Genomic DNA, 22,729 nt, shown 5'->3' with positions numbered 1-22,729 from the left:
GATGGCTACAGCGTGCGCGTGTCCTAGTCCAGCGCGGCCCGCACCGAGTCCCATCTGGACTTGGCGCGATGGGCATATCGCATCGTCGTAGTGACGGAGGCATGACCAAGCAGTCTTGAGACATCCTCAATCGGTATGCCGCGCTCGAGGAGCCGACTGGCGTAGGTGTGGCGGAGGTCGTGTAGTCGGACGTGCCCAATCTGATGGCGGCCCCTGCCCTTGCCGACGTAAGCGATTCGCACCGAGGCTTCAAAGCGATCGCGGAGATTGCTCGAATCGAAGGGACGGCCCTCCGTATGTGCTAGGACGAGACCAGTGTGTACCCGCGCGTTCCGCGGGTACTTCACCGGTGCCGGGGCGCGCTTACCCATGCCGACGCGGTCGAGTCGAGACTTCAACAGTTTCGACAACTTGTCGCCGATCGGGATAGTCCGACGTTCGTAGTCCTTCGGCGGATTCATCTCGTGTTCCACTGGGTCGTATGCCCACTCCACGACGATCTCGCGACGCTTGAGATTCACGCTCTCCCAGTGGAGGCCCATCGCTTCGCCGAGGCGTACTCCGGTACCGAGCAGTAGTTCGACGACAACGAGGTCGAACGCGTCGAGGGAGGCCTCGATGGCTGCTATCTCGTCGTCGTCAAGATAGCGCTCGGGCATCGGGCCGGGCTTCGGAAGAGTGATGCCTTTGCACGGGTTCACGTCTATGCGCCGAGCGAGGTGCGCTGCCTTCATTGAGGAACTGAGAAGGTAGTAACACTTGGCGACGGTAGATGCCGCCATGCCGCTGTTGGAGAGGTCGGTCACCCACTTCTGTACATCGTCGGTCGTGATCGAGCGCAGCGGTTCTCTCTGCCATCGCGGGCGAACGTGGTCGCGCAGCCGCGCTACATCAGAACGATTTGTGCTCTTCCTCACAATCCGTGCGGCCGACCATGTCGGCTCCCACTCCCCCCATGTCATCTTGTCGGCCCCGCCGGGAGTGGGGGACCGGCGTTCCGCGACTTCCTTGTTCCCGGCCTGCCGCTCTGCCTCCGCCTTTCGGGCGAAGGTGCCGGCACTCCGCTTCTTCCCGTTCGCGTCCCTGTAGACGCCCCTGTACTTGCCGCTGGGGAGCTTCTCCGCCCACGCCATCGACTGGCCCACCCTTCAATCGGTTCGTGCCCCACAGCCGCTGTCAGCTATGCTTGCCAGCCGAGCCCCTTTAGCTCAGTTGGTAGAGCTGGTGACTTTTAATCACTAGGTCGTAGGTTCGAGTCCTACAGGGGGCACCATCACGACGGCGGGGCGTGGGGATCTGTGAGCCCCACGTTTGCCCCACGATTCTAGCGTTTCCGCTGGTAGAAGCGCCCTAACCTGTGGATTAAAAGTCCGTAGCTCTACCAACTGAGCTATAGGGGCGCGGAGGAACAGTGTAGTGCGGATGGGGGCCGATACCCCAATCGGGGGAGTTCGTGTCGGTGGGCGGGATGGATGGGCGGGGTCGGCGCGGCGGCCCGGTGGGTGGAGTGGTGCCGGGATGGGGGTAACGCGGCGGGCGGTGCGGGCGGTAAACACTTGGCACCCAGCTTTGTTCATCTTAGCTGGATCTGGATATCATTGAATCATGTTGGCTGGCAATGTCTTTGGATTTGCAGGGGGTGAACGGCTCTGGCCGGTGCGGGCGCGTGGAGTGGGTTGGCGGGCGAAACGTGGGCGGCGGTCGGCCGTCCGGGCCGCCGGTCGGCGCGCGTGAACAAACTTGGGCCGCTGGCGAATTCACGCACCCCTCGGAAGGCCGGGCCGGGTTGCCGAAAATTTGCCGTAACAGAAAACGGAATCGGATGGCTACTCGACTCTTCGGTTTGCCGCGTGTCGCATCGGGATTCCGGGTACGGTGACGCCTTGATGAATTCCGAAAGAATCGCCGGCTCGGTCGGCGCAGCGGAATTCGGATTGTCGTTGCTGTGTCCGAAGGTGCCGCGGTCGGTCCGGCCGGCCACGGCGCGACGGAACTCGATGCCGCAGGAGGAGGCACGTTCGAGACGAAGAAATGCCCGGATGCGCACCCCCTGCGGCGCACCCGGGCAGGGAAACTATACCAGCTGGTGTGTTCCAGGTTTTTGAGGAGTTTTCGTACCGAGAGTTTGTAATCGGTCGAAAACCGGGTTCAACGTATTGATAAAACTCATGAATTCGCGCCGAGGGTCCGTTCCTTCGGGGGTGGCTGATTGGCGGCGAGTAAGGCTTCGGAGGCGTTTCGAGCATGGCACGGCAGCAAGAGCGGGCGCGCCGGACACGGGCGGCGATTATCAGGTCCGCCGCCGTTGAGTTCGGGAAGAGCGGCTATGCCGCTGCATCGCTCAACCGCATATTGGAAGGATCGCGCGCCACCAAGGGCGCCATGTACTTCCACTTCGATTCGAAGGAAGATCTGGCACGCGCGGTGCTGGAGACCGCGGTGGAGCGCTATCGCGCGTCCGCCGAGCGCTGGCTGGCGCGAACCGATCTCAGCCCGCTGGACATCCTGCACGGGGTGGTCGACGAGATCGCGCTGCGACTCGAGCACGACATCATCGTGCAGGCCGAGTACCGCCTGATCATCGAACCGGACTTCTACCGTGACGTGCAAGCGGGCGGCAACCGGATCCTGGGCCGCACCACCAGGGTGCTCACTGTCCGTGCCATCGACCAAGGGCAGCTGCGCGCGGACGCCGATCCCGACCGGTTCACCCGCACGCTCGCCGCCGCGCTGGCCGGCCAGCGGTACATGGTGGACCTGATCGGCGGGCAGGTCGATCTGCGGTCGCGGTTCGAGGAGGCGCTCGAGGTCGTGATCGAGGCGATGGCCACCCCGGAATGGCTGGAGAAGTTCCGCAGCGACGGCTGGCGTGCCCAAGCGCGCCTGGATGAGCTCGGTTTGAGCCTCTGACCAGCCGGTTTGGGATTCGAGTCCGGTCTGTCATAAGCTATCCCAGCTCCCAACGGACAGCCGTTGAAAGCCGGTCCGGAGAAATCCGGGACGAGCCCCCTTCGTCTAGCGGCCTAGGACGCCGCCCTTTCAAGGCGGTAGCGCGGGTTCGAATCCCGTAGGGGGTACGATCCACGGATCGTTGGTAGCAGAGCATGGCCCTGTGGCGCAGTTGGTTAGCGCGCCGCCCTGTCACGGCGGAGGTCGCGGGTTCGAGTCCCGTCAGGGTCGCAAAGAGGCGCCGGAGATATCCGGCGTTTCGCGTATGGCATTCACTTCGGGTGCCTGCGGCCAGGTAGCTCAGTTGGTACGAGCGTCCGCCTGAAAAGCGGAAGGTCGCCGGTTCGATCCCGGCCCTGGCCACTTCACTCGTAGGCGAGCCTTGTCCACGGAAAGCGTGGGTGGGGCTCGTTTCGTCATTTCTTGTGGGGGTGCAATCCCCACACCCCGCCCGGCGGGCTTCGCCCCCGGACCCCCGTTGTCTCTGGTTGCGTTTTCGGGGTGTCGTTCGGATTTGTCCTGGCTTGGGTGTGTGGTTCGGGCTTGTCGCGATTTGGGTGGTGTCGTTCGGGCCTGTCGCGTCTTGGGTGGTGTCGTTCGGGCCTGTCGCGTCTTGGGTGGTGTCGTTCGGGCCTGTCGCGTCTTGGGCGGTGCGGTTCGAGCTCGTCGTGCCTCAGGCGGTGTCGTCCGCATGGTTCCTGCCTTCGGCGGGCGTCGTCGGCGCTGTTCCTGCCTTAAGTGGGGTGTCGTCTGGTTTGGTTCCGGCCTGTGGGGTTGTTCGGGGCGTTGCCTTACCTCGGTGGGTGTGGTCCTGTTTTGTCTCGCTTTGGCGGGGTCTGATGGGTGGTTGCCGCAAGCGCTTCGCGTGGCCCGACTGGGCTCGCGTTCGACGGTTTCCCTCGTCGGGGCCGTCTTGGCGACGGTTGTTGATCTGTGTGGTGTCGGTCGCTGTGGGTGCTGCTTCGTGCCGATGTGGCGAATCACACAGTGGTGCAGGGGTGTTCGGATTCGAGTGGGCGCTCGGGTGGCGCGGGTAGGCTGGCGCGGCCATGTGGACCCTTCTCCTCGCGCTCGCGGGGTTCGCCTTCCTCGACTCGCTCGACCTGCTGCTGATCGGCGTCACCACGGCGGTGGTCTACGACAGCAGGGTGAGCCGTCGCTCGCCGCTGGTGAGCGGTTTGAGCTTGCTGGCGGGCGTCTTCGCCGTCACCACCGCTTTCGGCATCTGCACAATCCTGGGGATCGGCTTCTTGACCGACCTGTTCGACTTCCGGGTCACCCCCGCGGTGCGGTATTGGGGAGAACTCGTCGCCGGTGTGGTGCTGATCGCCCTCGCGAGTATTCGAATGGGCGGTCCGGCGGCCCCGGAGCGGGCGACCGCACTGCGACGACAGCCATGGGTGCTCGCGGGTCTCGGCGTGGCGATCGGCATCGCGCAGGCGCCGACGGCGGTTCCCTATCTGGCCGGCCTCGCGATGATCTCCGCGCGGCATCCGCTACCGGCGTTGTGGCCGTTGATCGTCGTCGCTTATTGCGCGCTCGCATTGCTGCCGCCGCTGGTGATACTCGGCCTCGCGATGCGGCGCACGACCCGAGCGCGGCGGATGTATCGAAAAATTGTTCGCATTATCAGCTCGTACGGGCCTGCTTCGGTGCGCGTGCTGTTCGCGATCTTCGGTGTGGTTCTCCTGTGTGACGCTCTCGTGCATTACCGAAGCCTTTGGCCCTGAATCGCGGCGTCCGGGCAATGGTGGGCGAACGAGAAAAGCGATTGAGCCGTGCGGTTCGGTGGGATGCTGGAGGTATGGCTGAGCGCTGGTATTACTGCTTGAAGCACAATCGGGCCGAGCAAGGGCGGCAGTGCTGGTTCCGCGACCGGATGGGGCCGTACCCGGACAAGGCGACGGCCGAGCGCGCGCTCGAGATCGCGCACGCGCGCAACACGCGGGAAGACGCCCGGGACCGGGCATGGCGGGACGGGGACTGAAGGCCCCGGCGGCACGGCTGGAATAACGCCTTCCCGGGGACGGTGAAGTTGATCTTGAGCCGCAGGTCGGGGGCTCGGGCGTCGTCGCGCCCGGTGCGGCCGCTCAGGTCGCGATCAGGTGGATCGAGTACGGTTCTCCAGAACTCGACGAATGCTCGGAGGTCCTGGCGTGGGCTGCGAGCGGAAACCAGGATCAGCAGGGAGGGCGACCCTTGAGGGTTACCGTTGTTGTGCCGACCTACAACGAGCGGGAGAATCTGCCGGTTGCGGTGGAGCGGCTGACCGCGCTGCCGGTGCCCGACCTGCACGTACTCGTGGTGGACGACAGCTCGCCGGACGGCACCGGCGAGGTGGCCGACAAACTCGCCGCCGAACTGCCGAACGTGGTCGGTGTGCTGCACCGCACCGAGAAGGACGGGCTCGGCCGGGCGTACGTCGCCGGCATCACGCGCGCCTTGGACGAGGGCGCGGACGTCGTGATCCAGATGGACGCCGACCTGTCGCACCCCGCCGAAGTCATCCCGGCGATGCTGGAGAAGCTGTCGAGCACCGACGCGGGCGTCGTGCTCGGTTCGCGGTACGTTCCCGGCGGCTCCACCGCCGCCGAATGGAAGTGGTACCGCAAGGCGCTCTCGGCTTGGGCCAACTTCTACGTGAACCTGATCCTGCGCCTGGGCGTCAAGGACGCCACCGCGGGCTTCAAGGCGTGGAAGGCCGACACCCTGCGGGCCATCGACGTGGCCTCCATCCGCAGCAACGGGTATTCCTTCCAGGTCGAGATGAACTACCGGACCATCAAGAAGGGGATCGCGATCGCCGAGGTGCCGATCCGTTTCGAGGAGCGGACGCTCGGCGCGTCGAAGATGAGCCTCAAGGTGCAGCTCGAGTCGGCGCTGATGCCGTGGAAGCTGCTGTTCGGCCGCGCGGTCTGAGTAACGGCCCTCGGCCCCGCTCCGGGCGGAGCGGGGCCTCCGATCAACGGCTCTCCCGAACCGTTCAGCGCGGCCAATCCAGGAGCGTGTCGACGAACAACTGGCGGACCTGCGCGACTTTGTCGTCCAGATCGCGCGGGTCCCATGCGCTGACGTCGATCGGGTCGAGTATCGCCACGTCGACCGTCCCCGGCCGGGCGACCATCGCGTTGCGCCAGCAGATCTCGCCCGCGTTCCGGATGACGACCGGGATCACCGGCACCCCCGCCTGCATCGCGATGTGGAACGCGCCCTTCTTGAACGGTCCGACCTCGGGCGTGTAGGAGCGAGTGCCCTCCGGAGCCACCGCGACCGACAGGCCGCCGCGCAGCGTCTCCACCACCGGGCGCAGCGCCGCCCTGGCCTGCGCGGTGTTCGCACGGTCGATGAACGTCACGCCGACGAAGCGCATGAGCGGTCCGAAGACCGGATTCTTGGTCAGCTCCTTCTTGCCGATCGCGGTCACGCCGCCGCCGAGCACTTGGGGCACGATGATGATGTCGAACTGACTCTGGTGGTTGAACAGGAAGACCGCGGGTCGCGGTGATCGCGCGTGCTCGGCGCCGGTCACCCGCACGTGCACGCCGGCGATGCGCAGCGTGTTGCGCGCCGCGTGGGCCATCAGCGCGTCGGCCATCCGCTGGCGGTCCCGCGTCGGCGATTTCGACGCGACGCCGAACAGCGCGCCCCCGAGCAGCCCGGCGAATCCGGCTGCGGTGCGCACGTAATCGCTCGCGCGCGGCGGGCGGCGCGGACGGAAGGTCAGCCGGGTCCAGTGCTGCCGGTCGGCGACGTCGGTCAGCGCCTCGTCGGCGTTCACCGCCACCGGACGCCCCACCAGCGACAGCACGGGCAGGTCGGCGATCGCGTCGGCGTAGGCGTAGCTGCGCTCGAGATCCAGCTGGTGCGCGGCGGCGAACCCGGTGACCGCCTCGGCTTTGCCGTTGCGCCACAGCGTCTTCCCATCGGGATGCCCGGTGAGCACGCCGCCGCTGGTGGCCATGGGCGTGTACAGCACGTGCTCGATACCCAGCTGCGCCGCGGCGGGTGCGACCTGGAATCGGGTCAGCGAGCTGACCAGCACGATGGTGTGCCCTGCCGCCTGGTGCGTCCGGATCAACTCCCACGCTTCGGGGTGCAGGTACCCGTACACGGAGCGCTGGAACAGGCGCCTGCCCAGCTCGTCCAGCTCCTGTTCGGAACGTCCGGCCAGCGCCTCGGACAACTCGCGCAGGAACCGGCTGTATTCGCCGTCGGTCATGTGGTCGCGGATACCGTCGAGCAGCACGTCGGCGGGCTTGCGGCGCAACCTGCGCCGCGGTCTCGGGGCGTCGATGACCGTGCCGCCGAAGTCGAAGATCGCGGCGACCGCGCGGCCTTGCGGACCGGAGCGGATGGCGGCGAGCGCGGCGTCGAGGTCAGCGCGCGCGCCGGTCACCGCGCCTCCCGGTTGGACGGGTCGAGCGCGGCGGCCTGCGCGATGCGGGCGCCGATGACGCGCAGACGCTCGGCGAACTCGTTCCTCCGCTCGCTCAGCTCGGCGCGGCGCTGGTCGGGCTCATCGTCGGACACCGTCTCCAGCAAGCCGTAGTTGTCGGCGAGCTTGAGCGCGCTGGTGAACAGCTCGGTGGAAACCGACTCCGGGCTGTGCAGCCGCTTCTGCAGCAGCATCTGCTTACCGACCGCTACGCACTCGGTGATGAACTCCTTGCGGTCGATCTCCTCGCCCGCGTCCTGGGCGGCCAGCCGTTCGGCCACCACCAGCTGCGCGTCCACGAACGACCGCAGCACGCGGTGGGCCATGGTGAAGCCGGAGGCGGTGAGCTTCGCCAGGATGTCCGAGCCGTAGGTGTCGCGGCGGGTGTGGCTGTACCAGTCCGGATCGACCAGCAGCACCTCCGCGACCATCTGATCGGCGAATTCGCCGCGCTCGGGGAAGAAGAACTCGAACTTCAGCAGGTCGCGCAACCGGAACGCCTCGTCCCAGCCGGTTTTCAGGGCGTCGGCGTCGCCGCTGTCGACCGCGGCCAGAATCGCCAGCTCGAGGATCGCCCGGTTGACGAACCAGTGCACCGCGCTGTTGCGATAGAAGGCGGCCTCCAGATGCGCACCCGACTCGATCGAGTACACCGGCTCGACCCCGCCGCGATACACCGTGACCACCCGGGCGAGCGAAAGCTGTTCCAGCACCACGGCCAAGCCCTGTTCGTCGCGCAGCGCCTCGAGTTCGCCACCCGGCAGCTCGCGTTTGTCGATGTAGCCGAGCACCGGATTGAGCACCGTGCGCACTTCGCCGAGGGTGAGGGCGCGTCCGTCCACGCCGAGCAGCGCGAGGGTGACCAGCGCGTTGACCGTGATCGGGGTGACCGCGTTGATGCCGACCGCCACTTCGAACGCCAGCCGCTGCACGGCCCTTCGTTCCAGTTCGGCGATTTCCGGCGGTTCGCTGTCGACCACTCCCGCCTCCGTGCGCGGCGCCGGAATCGGCTCGGTGTGATGCAGCGGGATGGTCAGCGGCGGAGTGGTGAGCGGGTCGCCGTGCGCGGCGAGCCGATCGCGCGCCGAGAGCGGTTCACCGAAGCGGACGTACACGTGCCCGGCGGAGTGCTGCTGGCTGCGGATATAACGCGCCAGCCAGGTCAGGCCCTCCGGTTTCTTCTTGCCGCCCTCCTGCTCGGTGGCGATGGCGCCGAGTTCGTTGAGCCGTTCGTAGGTGATCGAGACCGGAACCAGCATGACGTCGTCGATGCGGTTGGATCGGACCGCCGCGGCGAGGTAGTTCAGCAAGCCGTAGCGCGGTGGCCGCAACTTGCCGGTGCGGGTGCGGCCGCCCTCGAAGTACCACTCCAGGTTGAAGCGCTTGGCCAGCAGGTAGGCGAAGTACTCCTCGACGACGGCCTTGTAGACCTCGTCGTCGCCGAAGCTGCGCCGGATGAACACCGTTCCGGTGCGCCGGGCGATCGGGCCCATCGGCCAGAAGCCGAGGTTCGCGCCGCCGATCACGTGGTTCGGGGGAAAGTCGTTGCGCGCCAGCACGTCTCCCAGCACGAACGCGTCGACGTACGAGCGGTGCGAAGGCAGGAACACCAGCGGGAAGCGGCGATTGAGGTCGCGCAACCCGGCCAGACCGGAATCGTCGGAGTCCACGTTCCAGGTCGAGGCGTGCACCGGGCGCATGGCCTGGGTGAACAGATCGGAGATCAGTCGGCTCTGGGCCGCGACCAGTTCGTTGAGCGCTTTCTCCGCGCGCCGGTACACCTCGTGCGGGCTGGCGCCGATCTGATCGGCGATCAACTCCAGCCTGCGCAGGAAGTCGGGCGCGTCGAGGATCTCCTCCGTGACCAGCTTCGGCACTTTGTACCGGTCGCCGATGATGGTGCGCTCGGCGCGTTCCAGCGCCACCACCGCCGCGCGCACGATGGCGCGGGCGAACGGTTCGGCGGTGCCCTTGTCGTAGAGCGTCGACGCCTCCGGGTTGTTCACGCGCAGCTCGCTCAACCGGGCCGGTGCGCCGGTGAGCACGACGTGCCGGTCCGGTGACTTGGAGACCAGCCTGCGCTGTGCGAGCCGATGGGGTTTGCGCGGGTTGGTCAGCAGGGCGAGATCGGCGAAGGTGACGCGGCGTACGCCGTCGCGTTCCGGCGGCAGCCACAGCACGCGGATCGGCACCACCAGCGGATCGTCGCGCCTGCCGACCAGCTGTGCGGCGACGGCGCCCGCGTCCAGATCGAGCTGGGTGACCGGCGCGTCGGTACCGAACTCGGCGCTGATCCCGCCGTCGGCGAGCCACTTGCCGACGAGTTCACGTTCCACCCCCGACGCGGCGTCGATCAGGGCCACCACCGATCGCGGTGCGGTCCCGGGCCGGGTTGTCGCGGGTGAATCGCCGCGGTGATCGATCATCGATGTTCTTCCCTCCGCAGGTGACGCTCTCCACTATTCAATCCCGGCGGGTCTATTCCGCGCAGGCAGACGGCGCGGCGAGTTCGCGGGGCTGAGCCTGACCAGCGGCGCCCGCGTGGGCGAAAGTGCTTGCGGGGCGCGGGCCATTCCGTGCCGAGCGATTCCCGGACGTCGGATTTGTGGCCGCGAGCACACCCGCACTGCGAAAGAGGTAATGCTAACCTTACCTCCACTGAGTTAGGCCAGGGTAACCTTTGGAGGATCGTTGTCGACCACGGAACGCCTGCGGGTTGAGTATGTGACCGATCCGGCGGCAGCGATGTCCCGGCTGGCGGGGGCGGATCGGTTCGGCGAGTACGTGATGTACGAGCGTCCGGGGGAGTGGGTGTTCGCCGCCGATCCGATCGGCAGTGTCGAACTGGACGTGCGGGAGCTGCGCGTCGCTTGGGAAGGCGAGACCACGACCAGCCGATGGGAAGGCAATCCGGCGGGAGTGATCGACCGCGCGCTCGGCGCGCTGCCCCTGGACGGACGCAACGCCTACGGCTGGATCGGATTCGAGTTCTGCGCGTGGGCGCTGGACGCCACCCGGCATCTCGACCCGCGCACGACTCTGGCGCACCTGATGGTTCCGCGTATCGAGGTCAGGGTGGGCGCGTTCGGCATCCGGGTATCGGGTGCGACGCCGTCGGAGACCGGCGACATCCACGATCTGATCGCGCAGTCGCAGAACACCGAACTGCCGCAGGCGCATCCGGCCGACATCCGCATCGATCCCACCGGCTACCGCGACCGGGTGGCCGAGGCGGTCGGCGAGATCCGGGCCGGGCGCTATCAGAAGGTCATCCTGTCCAGGAAAGTGGAGCTGCCATTCGCCGTCGACATTCCGGCCACCTATCGGCTCGGGCGGGCGCACAACACTCCGGCGCGGTCGTTCCTGCTGCGGCTCGGCGGCCTGGAGGCGGCGGGCTTCAGTCCGGAGCTGGTCGCCTCCGTGGACGACGACCGGGTGGTGACCACCGAGCCCTTGGCCGGCACCCGCGCGTTCGGTCGCGGCGCCGCGGCCGATCTCGCCGCCAGGGCCGACTTGATCACCGACCCGAAAGAGATCGTGGAACACGCGATCTCGGTGCAGACCTCTTTCTCGGAGATAGCGGCTGTCGCCGATCCCGGCACACCGGCGGTGTCGGATTTCATGGCCGTGCGTGAGCGGGGCAGCGTGCAGCACCTGGCGTCGACGGTGCGCGGCAGGCTGGCCGCCGACCGGTCCAGCTGGGACGCGTTGGAGGTGCTGTTCCCCTCGGTGACCGCTTCGGGAATTCCCAAGCGGGAAGGCGTCGACTCGGTGTTCCGGCTCGATCACGACCCCCGCGGGTTGTATTCCGGTGCGGTCGTGACCGTTTCGCCCACCGGCGCGCTGGAGGCGACCCTGGTGCTGCGCGCGGTCTATCAGAACGCCGAGGGCGCCTGGCTGCGCGCGGGCGCGGGTATCGTCGGCCAGTCCCGCCCGGAGCGGGAGTTCGAAGAGACCTGCGAGAAGCTGGGCAGCATTGCGCCCTACGTCGTCAAAGCCTGAGTCGCACGGGCAGCGCACCGACGGTGCGCTGCCCGTTTCCCACCGGCGCTACAGTTCTGCGCGCAGCGCCTTCTTGTCGATCTTGCCGACCGCGGTGATCGGCAGCTTGTCGCTGCGGCGCAGCACGTCGGGCAACTTGTAGGTGGCCAGGCCACGCGCGGCGAGGAAGGACTTGAGCTCGGCCAGGGTCGGCATCTCACCGTCCACGACCAGGACGGCGCAAACCTTCTCGCCCAGCGCCGCGTCGGGCAGCCCGACCGCGGCGGCATGCCGGACCGCGGGATGGGCGAGCAGGTGTTCCTCGAGTTCGTCGCAGGAGACGTTCTCGCCGCCGCGGTTGATCACGTCTTTGATCCGGCCGGACACCACGAGATGCCCGCTGGGCAGGCGGCGGACCAGATCGCCGCTGCGGTAGAAGCCGTCCGGGGTGAAGGCGCGCGCATTGTGTTCGGGTGCGCGGTAGTAGCCGCGGATGGTGTACGGCCCCCTGGTCAGCAACTCGCCCTCCGCGCCGGGGGCCACGTCGTTGCCGTCACCGTCCACCACGCGGATCTCGTCGGCGGGCGAGAGCGGTCGGCCCTGGGTGGTGTGCAGCAGCTCGGCCGGATCGTCCAGCCGGGTGTGGTTGATCAGGCCCTCCGCCATGCCGAACACCTGCTGCAGGGTCGCGCCAAGCGCCGGGGTCACCTCTTTCGCGTTGACCTCCGCCAGTCGTGCGCCGCCCACTTGGAGCAGTCGCAACGAACTCAGGTCGGCCTCTTCCCATTCGGTGGCCGCGCACCAGAGTTGGGCCAGCGGCGGCACGACGGCGGTGACCGTGACCCGGTGCCGCTCGATCGCCGCGAACGCGCTCTCCGGGCTCGGGTCGGCGACGAAGGCGACCGCGCCGCCCACCCCGATGGCGCCGAAGATGCCGGGGCAGGCCAGCGGGAAGTTGTGGGCGGCGGGCAGCGTCGCGAGATAGACGTCCTGTTCGGTCAGCGCGCACACTTCGGCGCTGGCGGTGGCGTTGTAGACGTAGTCGTCGTGCGTGCGCGCGATGAGCTTCGGCAGGCCGGTGGTGCCGCCGGACACCAGCATCAGGGCGATGTCGCCCGGATCGATCTCGGGCAGCTCGCCGCCGTCGCGCGGCACCGAGGCAAGGGTGGTGAACGGCCCTGGATCGCCGAGCACGAGGACGTGGCGCAACGACGGCACCGCGTCCCGCACGGTCGAAGCCAGCTCGCGATAGTCGAAGTCGGCCATCCGGTCGGCGACGATATAGCCGACCGCGTCGGAAAGCCGCGCCAGATGCTCGATTTCGGCGCGGCGATGCGCGGGCAGGCTCAACACGGGAATGATCCCGGCGCGGAGCAGGCCGAACAACACGGTCAGGAACTCGGGCACATTGGGCAACTGCACCACCACGCGGTCGCCGGGAGCGATACCGAGCGCGAGCAGCCCGTGGGCCATCCGGTCCGCGGCGGCGTCGACCTCGGCGTAACTGCGCGCGCCCTCCGCGTCGAGCAGCGCGGGACGGTGGGGCTGCCGGAGCGCGCTCGCGCGCAGAAGATCTCCGAGCGGGCGCCCGGCCCAGTACCCTGCGGCCCGGTACTCCGCGGCCACTGCGGCGGGAAAAGGTACGTAGCCGTCGCGATGCGCGGACTCGGTGGGTGTGGAAGTCACGATCTGCCTCACAAATCAAGCAAAGGGTTCCCTAAGTAGGTTAGGCAACCCTACTTCACGTGGTGTGTGCCGGGCGTGTTCGAACCTGCCGCTGGGTGCCTCCGCGCACTAGACTTTCCGCATGACCAGGTGGGACACCTCGAACATCCCCGACCAGAGCGGTCGTAGATTCATCGTGACGGGGGCCAACAGTGGCCTGGGAGCCGAGACGGCGCGCGCGCTGGCCGCAGCGGGCGGCCAGGTCGTTCTCGCCTGCCGGAACGTCGCCAAAGGCGAGCGGGTGGCCGCCGAACTGGGCGAGCTGGCGCAGGTGCGCGAACTCGACCTGGCCGATCTCGCCTCGGTCCGCGCGTTCGCCCAGAACGTCGACGGGGCCGACGTGCTGATCAACAACGCTGGTGTGATGGCGGTACCCGAAGGACGCACCGCGGACGGATTCGAAAAGCAGATCGGCACAAATCATCTCGGTCACTTCGCGCTCACCGGGCTGCTGCTGGACAAGATCTCCGACCGGATCGTCACCGTCTCCAGCGGTGCGCATCAAGTCGGCAAGATCGACCTGGACGATCTCAACTGGGAGCGGCGCAAGTATCAGCGATGGGCCGCCTACGGGCAGGCCAAACTGGCCAACCTGATGTTCGCTCGCGAACTGCAGCGCAGACTGACCGCGGCGGGCTCGGCGAAACTCTCGGTCGCCGCGCATCCCGGCTACGCGTCCACCGAATTGCAGTCGCACACCGAGACCTTCCTCGACCGGGTGATGTGGGTGGGCAACCGGGTGTTGGCGCAGAACGCCGCGATGGGCGCGCTGCCGACGCTGTACGCCGCGACCACCGACGTCCAGCCGGGCGGCTACTACGGCCCGACCGGACTCGGTGGCATGCGGGGATATCCCGGCCCGTCCGGATCGTCGAAGGCGTCCAGGGACGAGAAGGTCGCGGCCGATTTGTGGGAGCTGTCGGAGAAGCTGACCGGGGTCACTTACGACTTCGCGAAATGAACGCCGTCCACCCGCAAGCGTTGATGTGACTCACGTCTCATAAGGCGTTGTCACACTCCGTGTCTCCACGTCGTCCTCTTGATGAACCCACAGGGAACGACAAGGACGGGACATCATGGAACAGCGCTTCGAACTCTTCGGCAACCCGGTCGGCGCCAGCTTCATCAAGCGGCTCATCACGGCCTCCAAGGTGATCAACGATTCCACCCTGGACGCGGCGACCTACGAGTTGGTGAAGATTCGCGCCAGCCAGATCAACGGCTGCGGTTACTGCACCGACATGCACACCAAGGACGCCGCGCACGCGGGCGAAACCTCGGTGCGGCTCAACCTGATCGCCGCCTGGCATGAGGCCACCGTCTTCACCGAAGCCGAGCGCGCCGCACTGGCGCTCACCGAGGAGGCGACCCGGATCGGCGACGGACGCGCGGTCAGCGACGCGGTCTGGCAGGAGGTGCGCAAGCATTACAACGACGACCAGATCGCCGCCCTCATCGCCGCCATCGCGATGATCAACGCCTGGAACCGGATGAACGTCATCGCCCGCACCCCCGCGGGCAGCTACGTCCCCGGCCAGTGGGGGTGAATCCGGACCACATGGCATCGCCCGCACTCCGGCGGGGTGATACTTGCTCAGACCGTGGGGATGAGCCGAGCCGTCGACCAGTCGGCGTTCGACTGAGCGAAAGACCAACAGTGGTGCCCGAGCAGGCGATCCCTCGAACGCCGGGACCGTTGCGCCGCAGTACTTCCAGACGCAACCACCGCCGGCTCAGCTCCCGGTTTCGAGCGAAGCGAGACCGAGCCTGTTCCGTTCGCGGCCCGGCTCGCGTTCGAGTGGCCGCCGCGTACGCGACGAAGGAGCAAGCGGCGGTCGCTCGAACGCGAGCCACAAGAGGGCCGCGAACACGCCGCGACGAAGTCGCGGCCAATGACACAGAACACAGTTCACCGATCGGTTGCGGACTGGTACTGTGCCTGACGTGCAGCGCGTGTATTTCTGGTTTAGCAAGCCGGCCCTGGGTGGGCTGGTCTGCGGCAACCGCGTGCGCTGACGAACTTCCACCCCGAGCCGGACGATGGACCGGCTCGACGGGATTCGCATCCGTGGGTCGGCCCCGAGAAAAGGAACCCACGACATGACAACCGCTGCCGACGTCGACGCACGGCATTCCGATCTGGACGATCAACGCACCCTCAACGTGAGCCCGCTGCGCTCGCCCGCGGAGGTGCGCCGGGTGCATCCGATCACCGATGCCCTCGCCGACACCGTCCGTGCGGGACGCAAAGCCACCGTCGACGTGCTCGACGGCGCCGATGATCGCCTGATGGTGATCGTCGGCCCGTGCTCGGTGCACGACCCCGCCGCCGCGCTGGACTACGCGCGCCGCCTGGCGGCGAAGGCGGCGGAACTCGATGACCGGCTGCACGTGGTGATGCGGGTCTACTTCGAGAAGCCGCGCACCAGCCTGGGTTGGAAGGGCCTGATCAACGACCCGCACCTGGACGGATCGTTCGACGTCAACACCGGATTGGGCTTCGGGCGCAAGCTGCTGGCCGACATCACCGCCCTCGGTCTTCCGGTGGCCTGTGAGTTCCTCGATCCGATTACGCCGCAGTACATCGCGGATCTGGTGTCCTACGGGGCGATCGGCGCGCGCACCGCGGCCAGCCAGGTGCACCGGCAGCTCAGCAGCGCGCTGTCGATGCCGGTGGGGATCAAGAACGGCACCGACGGGGACGTCCAGGTGGCGGTGGACGGCGTGCGCGCCGCGGCGGCCAGCCACGTGTTCCCCGGCACCGATCTGGACGGTCGCTCCGCGCTCATCCGCACCACCGGCAACCCGGACTGCCACGTGATCCTGCGCGGCGGCAGCGCGGGGCCGAACTACGACGCGGCTTCGGTCGCGGAGGCCTGCCTGCGGCTGGAGAAGGCGTCGCTGCCGCAGCGGATCGTGGTGGACGCCAGCCACGGCAACAGCAACAAGGACCACAACAAGCAGGTCGACGTGGTCACCGACATCGCGCGGCGGCTGGCCGCGGGCGAGTCGAGTGTCGTCGGCGTCATGCTGGAAAGCTTCCTGGTGGCGGGACGCCAGGACCTCACCCTCGGCCACGCCGACGAACTCACCTACGGCCAGTCGATCACCGACGCCTGCCTGGATTGGGAAACCACCGCCGCGCAGCTGGACCGCCTCGCCGACGCGGTGCGGCAGCGCCGCGAGCGCTGAACCGGTGCGGCTCGTGCCCGAGTGGACGAAGCGCGGGTTTCGTCCGCCCGGACACGAGCCGCCGCCGCACCGGGGTCACGCAGAGTTCGCCGTGGTGAGGTCGGTGCACGGCAGGTCTGGTTCAGGACATGCCGGATGCCCGAATGCTCGGTGTGTGTCCGCTGAGCAATGCGGCGGGCCACTCGTTCGACGGACCGGGCGGGTCGGTGCGCAGGCGGGCGGCGAGCCAGTGGTCGCGGCGGCGTCCGGGCGTGCGACCGCACCGCCCAGGTCGGGCTGCGCCGCCCATCCCGGAACGACCATCTCTCGAGGAAGGTCACGGCGCTGTCCCGGACGTAAGGCACCGGGATGGTCACCCATTCCGCGATGGCCGGGTCCTGGCAGCACTCGGTGATGGTGTCGACATCGTCGGCCGTCGGAGGCGACAGCCAGATGGTTCAGTTCGACAGCACGTGGTGGTCCATCGAGCCATGCTGCCACGGGATGGGCCGGTGGATCATCCGGTTCGTCCGGCGCATGCCGCCGTGCCGCGGGGGAGGCCGGGAAACCGGACCGTAGACTTCCCCTCGATGGTTGCCGCGCTGCTTTCCGACCTGTTCGAGTCACATCGGGCGCATCTGCTCTCGGTCGCCTATCGACTGACGGGCAGCGTCGGCGATGCCGAGGACGCGGTGCAGGAGAGCTGGTTGCGCTTGGCGGGCGCGCACCAGTCCGAGATCGATGATCTGCGCGCTTGGCTGACCACGGTGGTGACCCGGATCTGCCTGGACCGTTTGCGCAGCGCGGCGGCGCGGCGGGAGAGTTACGTAGGCCAGTGGCTGCCGGAACCGGTGGTCACCGGCCGCACGCCGTCGAGCGCTCCCGACCCGCTGGAAGCCGTGGTGCGCAAGCAAGAGTACCGGTTCGCGGCGCTGATCGTGCTGGACACCTTGACGCCGCCGCAGCGGGTGGCCTTCGTGCTGCACGACGGGTTGTCGGTGCCGTTCGACGAGATCGCGGGCATCCTCGGTGTCTCCGCCGACGCGGCGCGACAGCTGGCCGTGCGGGCACGGAAGGCGGTGGCCCAGACGCCGCCGCCGGTGCCGGACACCGAACACGAGGCCGCCGTGCAGCGCTTCCTCGTCGCGCTGAGCACCGGTGACGTGGCCGCCGTCACCGCGGCGCTGCATCCGGACGCGGTGATGATCGGCGATGCCAACGGCACCACAGCCACCGCGATCAACGTCCTGCACGGCGCGGATCGCATCGCCCGTTTCTACTTGGGCCTGGTGCGCAAGTACGGGCTGGAGGACGCCGAACAGGTGTATTCGTTCGTCTCGGTGAACGGGCAACTGGGTCTCGAGGTCGCGGCGCGTCCGGCGGGGGAAGGCCGGGTCGGCTATCCCAGGCGGGTCGTCGGCTTCACCGTTCGGGACGGATTGGTCTGGGGCACTTACGATGTGGCGAATCCGGCCAAGCTGACCGGCATCCGGCTGAGCTGAGCCCCGCCGGGTCCGAGCGTAGCTGCCAGCTGTCTGGATGCGGTGCCGGGTAGCTGGACTAGTCTCCGGTTATGCCCTCGCGAGATCCGATCGTCGCCCGTCTGCGCCCCTTCGCGTCCACCATTTTCGCCGAGATGACCGAACTCGCCGTTCGGCACGACGCGGTCAACCTGGGGCAGGGGTTCCCGGACACCGACGGTCCCGCGAGCATGCTGGAAGTGGCGCGCCGCGCCATCGCCGACGGGCTCAACCAGTACCCGCCGGGCCGCGGCATGCCGGTGCTGCGCCGAGCCGTGGCCGACGACCGGGCCCGGCGCTACGGGACCGACTACGACCCCGACTCGCAGGTCTTGGTGACGGTGGGCGCGACAGAGGCGATCAGTGCCGCGGTGCTCGGCTTGGTGGAGCCGGGCGAAGAGGTCGTGGTGATCGAGCCGTACTACGACTCCTACGCCGCGGCCGTGGCGCTGGCGGGCGCACGGCGGCGCACGGCGCGTCTGGTGGCCGACGGGGATCGTTTCGTGCTGGACTTGGACAGTCTGCGTGCGGCCATCACCCCGGCGACCCGGATGCTCATCGTCAACTCGCCGCACAACCCCACCGGCACCGTGCTGGGGCGCGCCGACTTGCTCGCGATCGCCGAGATCGCTTGTGAGCACGACATTCTGGTGCTCACCGACGAGGTCTACGAGCACTTGGTCTACGACGGCGTCGAGCACATCAGCCTGGCCACTCTGCCGGGAATGGCCGAGCGCACCATCGTGGTGTCCAGCGCGGCCAAGACCTTCAGCGTCACCGGGTGGAAGACGGGGTGGGCCTGCGGACCCGCCGACCTGATCGAGGGGGTGCTCGCGGCCAAGCAATTCCTGACCTTCGTGGCGGGCGGGCCGTTCCAGCCCGCCGTGGCACACGCGATCAACCACGAGCTGGAGTGGGTGGGCAGGCTGCGGGAGGCATTGTCGCAGAAGCGTCTTCGCCTCTCCGCCGCGCTCGCCGACACCGGAATGCGGGTGTATCCGAGCGCGGGCGGCTACTTCGTCGTCGCCGATATCACCCCGCTCGGCGCCGCCGACGGCCTGACGTTCTGCCGTGAGCTGCCGAAGCGGCTCGGTGTGGCGGCGGTGCCGGTCACCGCGTTCGCCGACGACACCGCCACCTGGAGTCATCTGGTGCGGTTCACCTTCTGCAAGCGTGACGAGACGCTGGACGAAGGGGTCCGCCGGTTGCGGCTCGGTTGATTCCGAACCTTGCCGTGAACTGTCAGGTTTTGCTGGCAGGGTGCACGGCATGGCAACCAGGTACTACACGGCAACTTCTCTCGACGGATATCTCGCCGACTCGGACAACTCGCTCACCTGGCTCTTCGAGGTGGAGGGCGCGGACGAGGCGCAAGCGGGCATCGCGGGCTTCCTCGCGCGGGTCGGCGCCATGTGCATGGGCGCGACCACCTACGAATGGGTCGTGGCCAACGAACCACCGGACAACTGGCGTCAGTACTACGGGGAGCTCCCGTGCTGGGTCTTCACCCACCGGGATCTTCCCCCGATACCTGGCGCGAATCTCCGGTTCGTCTCGGGCCCGGTCGAGGCGGTGCATCGGGCGATGGCCGAGGCGGCCGGTGCGCGAGACATCTGGATCGTCGGCGGCGGCGACCTCGCCGGGCAGTTCGCCGATGCCGGACTCCTCGACGACGTCATGGTGAGCGTCGCTCCGGTGACGCTGGGGGCGGGCGCCCCGCTGCTGCCGCGGCGCATCCTGTCGGACCGGATGCGGCTCATCGCTGTCGAACAGGCCGGCCAATTCGCGGAACTGCACTACCGGTTGACGCAGCCGGCCCGACGGGACTGATGCGCGTTCGGCTCAGGCCGGCACGGGCCGGGCGCGGTCGGTGGCGAGCAGGGCGGCGATGGCGCCCAGCATCGTGCCGGTGACGTATCGCTGGGTGCGCAGCCACAGGGGGCGGGCGGCGAGGAACGTCGCCAGACCGCCCGCCCCGAGGACGATCAGGCCGTTCACGGTGAGCGCCACCGCGATCTGCACCGCGCCCAGGCACAGGCTCTGCAACCACACCTTCCCGTGCTCCGGCGCGACGAACTGCGGGATCAGAGCCATGTACATGATCGCGATCTTCGGATTCAGCAGATTGGTGACCAGACCCATCGCGAACAAACGCCGGGTGGGGTCCGGGGACAGCGCCGTGGGCGCGAAAACGGAGACCCCGCCCGGCCGCAGCGCCTGCCACGCCAGCCACCCCAGATACGCGGCCCCCGCCAGCTTCACCGCCAGATACAGGCCCGGCACCACCGCGAACACGGCCGTTATCCCTGCCGTCGCCGCCGCAAGATACACCCCGAACCCCGCCGCCACCCCCGCCAACGACACCAACCCGGCCCGCCGCCCCTGCGACACCGTCCGCGACACCAGATACATCATGTTCGGCCCCGGCGTGAGCACCATCCCCAACGCCGCCACCGCAACCCCCACCACCGCCGCCATCTCGATCATGCCCCGATCCTCACCCGCCCCACCGGCCCTTGTCGCGGTCCACTCGACAGCCGCTGGACGTGAAGGCATGCGCTCGGCTACCGAGCCTCCGATCAACCCTGGGTCAATTCCAGATACGGCTTCTGCAGCTGGGCCGGCGGCTGAACCGACTGGAAGCGAGACTCCGGTCCGAGCACGTCACCGCTATGCACGCCTCGAAACAGCTCGGAGCCCTGTGCGGAGCGAATCACTTGTGTCGGAGTGGAGCCCGCGATGAAGACGTAGAAATTGTCGATGGGCCGGTCGAACCCGGAGTCCGGAAGGTTGGACCAGCAGTATCCGGGAAGATTCGCTGCCGAGTTCAGCTTCTCCGCTGGAAGACCGGACGACGCTATGACGACGCGATCCCACTGGCCACCCCACCCGGCGGCTTCGGTCAGCGTCCGCAGCGAATAGGTTCCCGGCTGCGCAGCCCGCTCTCTGATGATGCGCCGCAATTCCGTCGCGGAGCCGAGCGGCTCGGCGCGCGACTCCAGGTCGAAGTTCGCCGAGCATTGCGAAGCGGTCTCACCACGGTCATCCGGCGTCGAGCATGCCGCACCGGCCACCAGGCACAGAATTGCAGCCGTGCTACGGAGAAGGGCACGCATGAATCACCGACCTGCCGGAAGCGGGATGTCAGCACGCGCCGGGTGCCCGTTCTTGTCCACTTCGACCCGGTTGCTCCATGCGATCTGACCATTCGGGTCGAGCACGATCGCGCCACCCTCCTTGATTCGCTGATAAACCAATCGCTGTAGTTCCTCCGGTGAGGCATTCGGATTGTCGATGGCGATCTGCCGCCCGATCGCGTTGTTGTGTAGATCCATCGCCTCTCGCGTGGGGGGGTTCGCGCCGAGTCCTTCATGCGCGGCACCATAGTTTTCGGTCCACTCCGCGCCGTAACGCTGTGTCATGAGTGCATTCCAATACATGTGCCGGAACGCATCGCCGTGGCCGTCGTTGAGCGCGTTCTGGTCCGGATTGGCGTACGCCTTCTTGGCGGCGTCCTCGGCCTCTGCTTTTATTTCGAAGAAATCGGTGATCTCACCTATTCCAGTGGTTCCCGGCCGGGCGACCCGTGATGCGAGGAGCGCTATCTCTTCGGGCGTCATCAGGATGGGTTGGAAGTCCGGGCGGACGGCACGGATGCGATCGAGAACCAAACCGGAGGGCCACAGCGTGGCAGGCGCACTCGACGGGGCGGTCTGGAACTTGGTGAGGACCTCTACCAAGCGTGGGTCCTGAGGCATAGCGGTAACTCCGCGCTGGGTCTCTGGTGCGAGATCCTCTAGGAGTCGCTTGATTTTCTCCGCGCCCTCCAGATCGGTTTGCTGGATTGCCGTCAGCGCCGCACGGATCTGTGTGGTCAGGAAGAATTCGAGCCCTTCCTTCTCGACGAGGCCCGATGCACCGAATTTCATCAGGACCTCGGCATTGGACATCCTGGAGTCCACGCCACCGTCGTCTCTGACGAAGAAGTCGAACTTGGCGGACTCGGCTTCGGCCTTCTTGTCTTTGATTACGTCGGTGTAGCCGACGATCGCATCGATCTGAAGGTAGATTTGCTGCTGGATATCGATGAGAACCTGCTTCGTTCGCCGGGCATGGTCCCGGTCCTGAGCCGCTCTGTCGCGGGCGGAATCAGCGACCGATCCCTTGAAGTAGGTGTAGGACATATCGATGCGGGATGCCGCCTGATGCGTCTGTTCCTCGATCCGCAGCGCGGCGTCTTTGAACGCGTTCGCAACGGTGACCGTGGCACGTGGATCCCAGGACAGCACCGTCGACACGGTAAGAGGCGTCGTGTAGCTTCCACCGCTCATCGCTGGCCTGCCTCCCGAAGTGCGGTAGCCCAGGCCTGATCGCGGCTGAGGAATTCGACGACCGCAGTGTCCGTGACGTCCGCGAATCCGATCAATTGCTGTGCGTGGTAGGCCACCACGCGGTCGAGCGCCGTCGCGATCTGATCCACAGCGTCCGCGACCTGGGAGTCTCGCATGGTCTCGACGGCGACGACATCTCTGGACAGGGGGACCGACTGCCGTATCGCGTCGGCGTGCCCACGTACTGCCTCCGCCATCTCGCGCGTCTGGACCGGATCAAGTTCGAGCTCGCTCACCGTGCCCCCTCGAGGTCGTATTCCGGACAAGCGTACCGGCCGTAGGAGGGCATCGTGGCCGCGCCGGAGACCTGGTGTCGTCTCGCATGGAGGCGTCGACAGATCGGACAATCGGTTCGAAAAGCGTTGTCTTATCGCGAGCTCGGGATTGTGCCGGTGTGGCGTGCAATGAGTTCGAGGGAATAGGCGCGGGCGCGGACGCCGCGACCGAGGTGGTCGGGGCGGCGAGTCGGCGGGACTTGCCCCGCCGGACCGATGACAATGCTGCGCATGGCGGCCACGGTCAGCGGGTTGGGAAATCGGCGGGCGGAGCTGATCGAC

Annotated in this window: 19 protein-coding genes and 4 tRNA genes; 15 read left to right on the top strand and 8 right to left on the bottom strand. The window is 67.5% G+C overall.

Translation table 11 applies throughout. The annotated features are described in order from the left end of the window. Positions 1–23 precede the first annotated feature (23 nt). Positions 24–1,133: a tyrosine-type recombinase/integrase gene (locus U3653_RS20240; RefSeq protein WP_195078205.1), complete on the bottom strand. Its 1,110-nt coding sequence runs from the start codon at positions 1,131–1,133 to the stop codon at positions 24–26. 64 nt (positions 1,134–1,197) lie between these two features. Here U3653_RS20240 and U3653_RS20235 point away from each other — a divergent pair. The 8 genes from U3653_RS20235 (at position 1,198) to U3653_RS20200 (ending at position 5,868) form a co-directional block, all read left to right on the top strand. After that, positions 1,198–1,273: transfer RNA gene (locus tag U3653_RS20235), tRNA-Lys, on the top strand. Positions 1,274–2,244: 971 nt separating this feature from the next. Further along, the gene (locus U3653_RS20230) at positions 2,245–2,910 is read left to right on the top strand and encodes a TetR family transcriptional regulator (RefSeq protein ID WP_195078206.1); all 666 of its coding nucleotides are present in this window, start codon (positions 2,245–2,247) and stop codon (positions 2,908–2,910) included. 94 nt (positions 2,911–3,004) lie between these two features. Then, positions 3,005–3,077 (top strand) — tRNA-Glu (locus U3653_RS20225). 29 nt (positions 3,078–3,106) lie between these two features. Further along, positions 3,107–3,180: transfer RNA gene (locus U3653_RS20220), tRNA-Asp, on the top strand. A gap of 58 nt (positions 3,181–3,238) precedes the next feature. Next, positions 3,239–3,312 (top strand) — tRNA-Phe (locus tag U3653_RS20215). Between the two features lie 686 nt (positions 3,313–3,998). Continuing rightward, positions 3,999–4,679, top strand: a complete 681-nt coding sequence (locus U3653_RS20210; protein ID WP_195078207.1) for a GAP family protein — start codon at positions 3,999–4,001, stop codon at positions 4,677–4,679. Positions 4,680–4,753: 74 nt separating this feature from the next. Then, positions 4,754–4,936 (top strand): hypothetical protein, encoded by a 183-nt coding sequence (locus U3653_RS20205; RefSeq protein ID WP_195078208.1) that lies wholly within the window; start codon positions 4,754–4,756, stop codon positions 4,934–4,936. Between the two features lie 212 nt (positions 4,937–5,148). Beyond that, a complete protein-coding gene (locus U3653_RS20200) occupies positions 5,149–5,868 on the top strand; it encodes a polyprenol monophosphomannose synthase (protein WP_323124130.1) in 720 nt (239 codons plus the stop codon). A gap of 64 nt (positions 5,869–5,932) precedes the next feature. Here U3653_RS20200 and U3653_RS20195 read toward each other — a convergent pair whose 3' ends face one another. Both U3653_RS20195 and U3653_RS20190 read right to left on the bottom strand, forming a co-directional pair. Beyond that, positions 5,933–7,345: an HAD-IB family hydrolase gene (locus U3653_RS20195; RefSeq protein WP_195078209.1), complete on the bottom strand. Its 1,413-nt coding sequence runs from the start codon at positions 7,343–7,345 to the stop codon at positions 5,933–5,935. After that, positions 7,342–9,810, bottom strand: a complete 2,469-nt coding sequence (locus U3653_RS20190; RefSeq protein ID WP_195078210.1) for a glycerol-3-phosphate 1-O-acyltransferase — start codon at positions 9,808–9,810, stop codon at positions 7,342–7,344. The genes U3653_RS20195 and U3653_RS20190 overlap by 4 nt, the downstream gene beginning before the upstream one ends. A 265-nt stretch (positions 9,811–10,075) precedes the next feature. Between U3653_RS20190 and nbtS the strand changes: the two genes are divergently transcribed. After that, the gene (gene nbtS / locus U3653_RS20185) at positions 10,076–11,386 is read left to right on the top strand and encodes a nocobactin biosynthesis salicylate synthase NbtS (RefSeq protein ID WP_195078211.1); all 1,311 of its coding nucleotides are present in this window, start codon (positions 10,076–10,078) and stop codon (positions 11,384–11,386) included. A 48-nt stretch (positions 11,387–11,434) separates the two neighbouring features. Here the strand turns inward: nbtS and U3653_RS20180 are convergent, their stop codons facing one another. After that, a complete protein-coding gene (locus tag U3653_RS20180) occupies positions 11,435–13,051 on the bottom strand; it encodes a (2,3-dihydroxybenzoyl)adenylate synthase (RefSeq protein ID WP_195078212.1) in 1,617 nt (538 codons plus the stop codon). Positions 13,052–13,172: 121 nt separating this feature from the next. On the opposite strand from U3653_RS20180, the gene U3653_RS20175 reads away from it, so the two are divergent. The 6 genes from U3653_RS20175 to U3653_RS20150 all read left to right on the top strand — a co-directional run bounded on the left by U3653_RS20175 (position 13,173) and on the right by U3653_RS20150 (position 19,611). After that, entirely contained in the window at positions 13,173–14,051 is an 879-nt protein-coding gene (locus U3653_RS20175) for an oxidoreductase (protein ID WP_195078213.1), read from the top strand. 115 nt (positions 14,052–14,166) lie between these two features. Further along, positions 14,167–14,637: a carboxymuconolactone decarboxylase family protein gene (locus U3653_RS20170; RefSeq protein WP_195078214.1), complete on the top strand. Its 471-nt coding sequence runs from the start codon at positions 14,167–14,169 to the stop codon at positions 14,635–14,637. Between the two features lie 553 nt (positions 14,638–15,190). Beyond that, positions 15,191–16,282: a 3-deoxy-7-phosphoheptulonate synthase gene (locus tag U3653_RS20165; protein ID WP_195078215.1), complete on the top strand. Its 1,092-nt coding sequence runs from the start codon at positions 15,191–15,193 to the stop codon at positions 16,280–16,282. A 569-nt stretch (positions 16,283–16,851) separates the two neighbouring features. After that, positions 16,852–17,763 (top strand): sigma-70 family RNA polymerase sigma factor, encoded by a 912-nt coding sequence (locus U3653_RS20160; protein ID WP_195078216.1) that lies wholly within the window; start codon positions 16,852–16,854, stop codon positions 17,761–17,763. A 71-nt stretch (positions 17,764–17,834) separates the two neighbouring features. Then, the gene (locus tag U3653_RS20155; RefSeq protein ID WP_195078217.1) at positions 17,835–19,001 is read left to right on the top strand and encodes a pyridoxal phosphate-dependent aminotransferase; all 1,167 of its coding nucleotides are present in this window, start codon (positions 17,835–17,837) and stop codon (positions 18,999–19,001) included. Positions 19,002–19,050: 49 nt separating this feature from the next. Further along, entirely contained in the window at positions 19,051–19,611 is a 561-nt protein-coding gene (locus U3653_RS20150) for a dihydrofolate reductase family protein (protein ID WP_195078218.1), read from the top strand. Positions 19,612–19,623: 12 nt separating this feature from the next. Here the strand turns inward: U3653_RS20150 and U3653_RS20145 are convergent, their stop codons facing one another. The 4 genes from U3653_RS20145 to U3653_RS20130 all read right to left on the bottom strand — a co-directional run bounded on the left by U3653_RS20145 (position 19,624) and on the right by U3653_RS20130 (position 22,408). Next, complete coding sequence (locus U3653_RS20145) at positions 19,624–20,268, bottom strand: LysE family translocator (protein WP_195078219.1); 645 nt, start codon at positions 20,266–20,268, stop codon at positions 19,624–19,626. A gap of 92 nt (positions 20,269–20,360) precedes the next feature. Then, positions 20,361–20,855 carry a hypothetical protein gene (locus U3653_RS20140; protein WP_195078220.1) on the bottom strand — a complete coding sequence of 165 codons (495 nt, stop codon included), beginning with the start codon at positions 20,853–20,855 and terminating at the stop codon, positions 20,361–20,363. A 45-nt stretch (positions 20,856–20,900) separates the two neighbouring features. After that, positions 20,901–22,070, bottom strand: a complete 1,170-nt coding sequence (locus tag U3653_RS20135) for a DUF6973 domain-containing protein (RefSeq protein WP_195078221.1) — start codon at positions 22,068–22,070, stop codon at positions 20,901–20,903. Positions 22,071–22,108: 38 nt separating this feature from the next. Then, the gene (locus U3653_RS20130; RefSeq protein ID WP_195078222.1) at positions 22,109–22,408 is read right to left on the bottom strand and encodes a hypothetical protein; all 300 of its coding nucleotides are present in this window, start codon (positions 22,406–22,408) and stop codon (positions 22,109–22,111) included. Positions 22,409–22,729 lie beyond the last annotated feature (321 nt).

Source organism: Nocardia implantans, assembly GCF_035544775.1.
In the GTDB taxonomy this organism is placed as follows: Bacteria; Actinomycetota; Actinomycetes; order Mycobacteriales; family Mycobacteriaceae; genus Nocardia; species Nocardia implantans.
This window is presented reverse-complemented; position numbering and strand designations above follow the sequence as displayed.